This window comes from Geodermatophilus sp. SYSU D01176, assembly GCF_054050015.1.
On sequence record NZ_JBJGYN010000098.1, the window covers coordinates 1 to 5,344 of the forward strand.

The 5,344-nt window shown below is 73.4% G+C and carries 5 protein-coding genes and 1 rRNA gene; 2 read left to right on the forward strand and 4 right to left on the reverse strand.

The genetic code is table 11. The features are described 5' to 3' along the window. Positions 1-77 (forward strand): 5S ribosomal RNA (gene rrf, locus ACI78Z_RS24730); the annotation flags it as partial. Between the two features lie 86 nt (positions 78-163). Here the strand turns inward: rrf and ACI78Z_RS24735 are convergent. Together ACI78Z_RS24735 and ACI78Z_RS24740 are read right to left on the reverse strand one after the other, a co-directional pair. Next, a complete protein-coding gene (locus ACI78Z_RS24735; protein WP_457039187.1) occupies positions 164-829 on the reverse strand; it encodes a DUF2461 domain-containing protein in 666 nt (221 codons plus the stop codon). Next, the gene (locus tag ACI78Z_RS24740; protein ID WP_457039188.1) at positions 826-1,419 is read right to left on the reverse strand and encodes an N-acetyltransferase family protein; all 594 of its coding nucleotides are present in this window, start codon (positions 1,417-1,419) and stop codon (positions 826-828) included. Before ACI78Z_RS24740 ends, ACI78Z_RS24735 begins: the two co-directional genes overlap by 4 nt. Before the next feature lie 69 nt (positions 1,420-1,488). Here ACI78Z_RS24740 and ACI78Z_RS24745 point away from each other — a divergent pair, with 69 nt between their 5' ends. Continuing rightward, positions 1,489-2,700, forward strand: coding sequence for a winged helix-turn-helix domain-containing protein (locus tag ACI78Z_RS24745; protein ID WP_457039189.1), 1,212 nt, complete (start codon positions 1,489-1,491; stop codon positions 2,698-2,700). Positions 2,701-2,703: 3 nt separating this feature from the next. Here the strand turns inward: ACI78Z_RS24745 and ACI78Z_RS24750 are convergent, their stop codons facing one another. Then, a complete protein-coding gene (locus ACI78Z_RS24750) occupies positions 2,704-3,447 on the reverse strand; it encodes an IclR family transcriptional regulator (protein WP_457039190.1) in 744 nt (247 codons plus the stop codon). Next, positions 3,444-4,895 (reverse strand): APC family permease, encoded by a 1,452-nt coding sequence (locus ACI78Z_RS24755; protein ID WP_457039191.1) that lies wholly within the window; start codon positions 4,893-4,895, stop codon positions 3,444-3,446. Before ACI78Z_RS24755 ends, ACI78Z_RS24750 begins: the two co-directional genes overlap by 4 nt. Between the last annotated feature and the right edge of the window lie 449 nt (positions 4,896-5,344).

The following is a 5,344-nucleotide window of genomic DNA, read 5'->3' on the forward strand; positions in this document are numbered from 1 at the left end:
CGAACCCGGAAGCTAAGCCTCTCAGCGCCGATGGTACTGCCCCGGAGACGGGGTGGGAGAGTAGGACGCCGCCGGACAACCCGTTCCCCGAAGGGCCCTCACCACCCGGTGAGGGCCCTTCAGGCATTCCCGGACGTCCTGTGTCGACCGACCAGCGAACCCCTCACCGACGAGCGCGCGGTTCCTTCGTCGTCGCCCCGACGTTGTCGGCGAACCAGGCGTTCAGCGCCGTGACCTCCCGCCAGGACGAGCGCACCTCGTCCAGCGCGCGCCGGTCGTGCAGCCAGTCCGTCGGCTCCCAGTGTCGCGAGGCGTGCAGCGACTTGTGTCTCAGCAGGTCGGCCCGCTCGCCGTCGCGGTCGAAGCCCGGCGGGACGCGGACCAGGCGGTCGCCGCCGATTGTCCACCCGACGGCGGTCAGGCGGTCCAGCTCGGCCTGCAGCCGCGGACCCTGCACGGAGTCGGCCACAGCACGGCGGTAGCGGGCCACCTGGTCGGACTCCAGCCGCCAGCAGCCGCCGGCGACCATCAGCCCGTCGGCGGAGACCTGCACGTACCAGGCCCCCGCGCCGCGGCCCTCGGGGTTCACGACGGCGCCCTGGTGGGTCTTGTACGGCGTCTTGTCGTTGCTGAAGCGGACGTCCCGGTAGGGGCGGAAGAGCTTGGCTGTCCCGAACTCGCCGGCGAGCTCGTCGAGCAACGCCTGCATCGGCGCCCGGACGCAGTCGTCGTAGGCGGCGCGGTGGCGGGTCCAGTAGGTCTTGCTGTTGTCGGCCTCCAGGCCCTCGTAGAAGACCAGCCCCTCGTCGGGGAACCCCTCGAAGCTCATCGACTCCCGTCCGTCTCCTCCAGCAGCGTGTGCCAGCGGACCTCGCGGAGCGGTGCGCCTCCGGTGTCGAGCGTGCGCACCCAGCCGTCGCGCGCCCAGCCCGCCGATTCGAAGAAGCCCGCGGACACCGCGTCCTGTTCCGGCAGCCACACCTGCAGCCGCGCCGTCCCTCCCGCCCTCGCCAGGTCGGCGACGGCGGCCAGCAAGCGGCTGCCGTGCCCACGCCGTCCCCACCGGGGTTCGACGAGGAGCGTCGCGACCTCGCTGCTGGGGCCCGCCGGGTGGGGGCGCTCCTCCGCGGCGAGCTCCGCCGGGCCGGAGGCGGCGAAGCCGACGACGGCGTCCTGCTCCACGGCCACGAGGACGGCGTGCCCCGGAGTGGGTGGGGCGGCGACCGTCGCCCGCCAGACGTCCGCGGCCGCGGCCTCGTCCCAGTCGTCGAGGAGCTCGGGTGGCAGCACGGTGCGGTACGCCGTCCGCCAGGTGACCGCCTGCACGCGGGCGATCGCCGGCGCGTCGTCGGGCCGGGCCGGGCGGACGGACACGTCCGCGGTCCCCGAGCGGCGGGGGAACGGCGAGGTCGGCTGCACGCCAGGCAGCGTAGGCCGCGACGGGGCCGCCCCCGAGATCGTCAGGGGTCCGGGGCAGGATCGGCGGCCGTGGGAACACCCGTCGCCGACCGGCTGCCGGCCGCCCTGGCCCGGCGCATCGCTCTCGCCGCGCAGGGCTTCGCCGACCCCCGACCCCTGGCCGTCGTCGATGCCCGCCCACTGCGCCGGATGGCGTCCCGGCTCGCGGTGCTCCAGATCGACTCGGTCAACGTGGTGTCCCGCGCCCACTACCTGCCCGCCTTCAGCCGGCTCGGCCCCTATCCGCGGGAGACGCTCGACGACCTCGCCGGCCGTCGCAGGGAGCTGTTCGAGTACTGGGCGCACGAGGCCTCCTTGTTGCCGGTCCGGCTGCACCCCCACCTGCGCTGGCGCATGGCGGCGGCCGAGGAGCACGCGTGGGGCTCGATGGTCCGCATCCAGCGGGAGCGACCGGGCTACGTCGGCGAGGTCCTCGAGCGGGTGCGGGAGTCCGGCCCGCTCAAGGCCAGCGACCTGGCCGAGCCGCGGCCCGACCGGCCCGGCAGCATGTGGAACTGGCACGCCGGCAAGGTCGCCCTCGAGTGGCTCTTCTACACCGGCGTGGTCACCACCCGGGGTCGGACGGCCGGGTTCGAGCGCGTCTACGACCTCGCCGAGCGGGTGCTGCCGGCCGCCGTCCTGCAGGCGCCCACCCCCGAGCCGGCAGACGCCGTCCGCGAGCTGGTCCGCACCGCCGCACGTGCGCTGGGCGTCGCCACCGGGCGGGACCTGCGCGACTACTTCCGGCTGCGTCCCCCCGCGGCGCGAGCCGCGATCGCTGAGCTCGTCGAGAGCGAGGAGCTCCTCCCGGTCGAGGTGGCCGGCTGGGGCGTCCCCGCGTGGCTGCACCCGGAGGCGCGCCGTCCCCGGTGGGTGCGCGCGCGAGCGCTGCTGAGCCCCTTCGACTCCCTGGTGTGGGAGCGGCCACGGGTCGAGCGGATCTTCGGCTTCCGGTACCGGCTGGAGATCTACACGCCGGCCGCCCAGCGGGTGCACGGCTACTACGTGCTGCCGTTCCTCCTCGGCGACCGGCTGGTGGCACGGGTCGACCTCAAGGCCGACCGGCAGGCCGGTGTGCTCCGCGTGCAGGGCGCGTTCGCCGAGGGCCGCGTCGACCGCGCGGAGGTCGCCGCGGCCCTCGCCGAGGAGCTCGCGCTCATGGCCGGCTGGATGCGACTGGACGACGTCGTCGTGGGGGAGCGGGGCGATCTCGCCGCCGAGCTCGCCGTCGTGGCTCGCTGAGCGTCAGGCGACCAGCGAGCTGAGCCGGCGGGCCGTCACCGTGATCTCGTCCACGCGTGCGTCGAGGGCCCCCGCGCGCCCCACGGGCCCGGCCAGGCACACGGCGCCCACGACGACCCCGGCCCGGCTGCAGACCGGCACGGCCAGGCAGGCGACGTCCTCGTGCGATTCGCCGACCTGCCGAGCAACGCCTGTCCTGCGGATCTCCTGGAGTTCCGCCTCGAGACGCTCCGGATCGGTGATGGTGGCGCACGTCAACGCCGTGAGCCGCGGGAGGGCCTCCCGCCACCGCGGTAGGTGAGCGAGGAGCAGCTTGCCCGCGGCCGAGGCGTGCAGATGACGCTGCAGGTCCACCGCCGCGCGCAGCGGCCGGTCCGGGTCGGCGTCCCCCACGTGGAGGGTGTCGCCCAGGTACAGCATCAGGTGGACGCCGAACCGGACCCCCTCACGGAGGTCGGCGATCACGTCCTTGGCGGCCGTCGGGACGAACGGCACCGAGGCAGCGGTCACCAGGCCGTCCGTCCGCCGTCCGAGGGAGAAGCCGTGGAGGTCGTCAACCCGCACCAGGTACTCGCTGGCGACGAGGGAGTTGAGCAGTCTGTAGCACGTGGCGGGCGGCATGTGCAGGTGGGCCGCGATCTCCTTCGCGGTGACCCCGGCACCGAACCGGGCCACGGACTCGAGGATGTCGAGCGCCGCTTCCACTGTCGTGGGCTGACTGCTGCGCCCGTACCGGTCACGCGTCACAGCAGGATGCCACGTCGGGGACCGACGGCCAGGTCCTCCTGGCTCGTCTCGTCATAGATGCCCACCTGGTCCAGCCGCCCCGGTGCGCGCCACCGCAGGCCGACGGCGATCACGAGACCGATGACCGGTGCCGCGGCGAACACGGCCACGAGGAGTGGACGGTCCTGAACCGTCCGGACGGCGGCGTACACGGCGACCAAGGCGAGACCGACCGTGGCGAGGCCTGACACCACGACGGCGCGGGGGGTCAGCTCGCCGATGCGGCGGAGGAACCGCGGCACCGCGAGGCACAGGACGAGGTAGCTGCCGAGGTACCCGAAGGCGGACAGGGTGAGCAGGTCGGCCAGGGCACGCTCTCGGGCCCCGGCGAGGAGCAGCACCGCCGGGACGGCGATGACGAGTGGCATGACAGCGGCCAGGGCCGTGCTCGGCGTCTGGTGGCGTGGGTGGGTGCGTCCGAGCCGGGCGGGCAGCACCCCTTCCCTGCCCATGCAGAACAGGACGCGGATGAGGGCGTTGACCGACGCCAGGGTGCAGCTGAAGAACGAGGTGACGATGGCGAGGTCCAACACCACGGACATCGCGGTGACCTGGTTCCGGGACACCAGTTCAGCGAGGGTGGTGCCGGGCACGGGCGAGGCCTCGGTGGACAGGGCGAGTGACTGGATGGCGACCGACAGGAGGTAGAGGACGGCGGCAGCGGGAACCGTCCACCGCAGGGCGGCCGGCACCGCCTGCAGCGGGCGGTCCGCCTCCACCCCGAGCGTCGTCGCGCTCTCGAACCCGACGAAGGCGCTGAGCGCCACGACGGTGCCGACGGCGAGCGCCGGCAGGTCCACGTCGAAGGAGAACGCCCGCCCCAGCTGCGCCGTGGGCAGGGCGACTGCCAGCAGCACCACCAGCACGGCCACGACGAGCAGGATCGACAGGCACTCGACCAGCAGGGTGACGGTCGAGGACAGCCGGATCCGCCTGTGCAAGAGGGCCCAGGCCGTGACTCCGGTGATCAGGAGGGCCGGGACCGCGACGACTCCTCCGGAGATCCCGGCGTAGCCGGCGATGTCGGCCAGGTGGAGGCCCACCGCGACCAGCCCGGCCATCGCCACGGCCGCGTACCCGACGAGAGCCGACCACCCACTGGCCAGGGCGGCGAACGGGTGCAGGGCCTTGGCCGTGAAGGTGTACAGCCCACCGGCGGCACGCATCCGTGAGGCGAACTGCCGGATGCTCGAGGCGACGAGGAGGCACACGCCCGTCGCCGCGAGGAACGCCAGCAGGGCGCTGGATCCGGTCGCACCCACGACGATGGCCGGGATCGTGGCCGCTGCTCCGCTCGGTGCGACCGCCGCGACCGACTGGGCCAGGACCGGCAGGCGGCTCAGCCGGCGCCGGTCGAGCCCGGACACCGGCGATCGCGCCGGCACACCGAACCGGCCACGGGATCCCACGGGCGCACCTCCACACGCGCGAGCGAGGGCCCTCGGGTGACCCCATGCACAGGGGCGTCATGGTCGCAACACAGGACGGGATTGCCAACGGCGTCGTGTTTCAGCTGTGTTAACTGCGGTGAGAAGAATGGTCGCAGAAGTTCTCACCCCGATCTCCGGTAGAGGTCTTGGCTCGCTACCAGAGGTGTGACTAGCGTCACGCCAGCGGTGCCCGGCGGGGCCCCGCTGCTGCTCCAAGCGATGTGGCCTGACCCCTCGCTCGAATTGGCGACCATTTCGACATGCGCGGTGAATGGTTCCCGCGCGCCCTCAGGAGGATCGGATGAGCATTCAGGAGATCAGCCCGGCGACCGTCGTCCTGCACCCGCTGGACCCGCTCACCGCCGAGGAGATCTCGCGGGCGGTCGAGGTGCTGCGGCAGGGGCCTGCCCAGCCGGGCTCCTTCCGCT

Excerpts from the sequence above, each read along its gene's own strand:
- ACI78Z_RS24735 (WP_457039187.1), bottom strand. The coding sequence starts at position 829 with ATGAGCTTCGAGGGGTTCCCCGACGAGGGGCTGGTCTTCTACGAGGGC.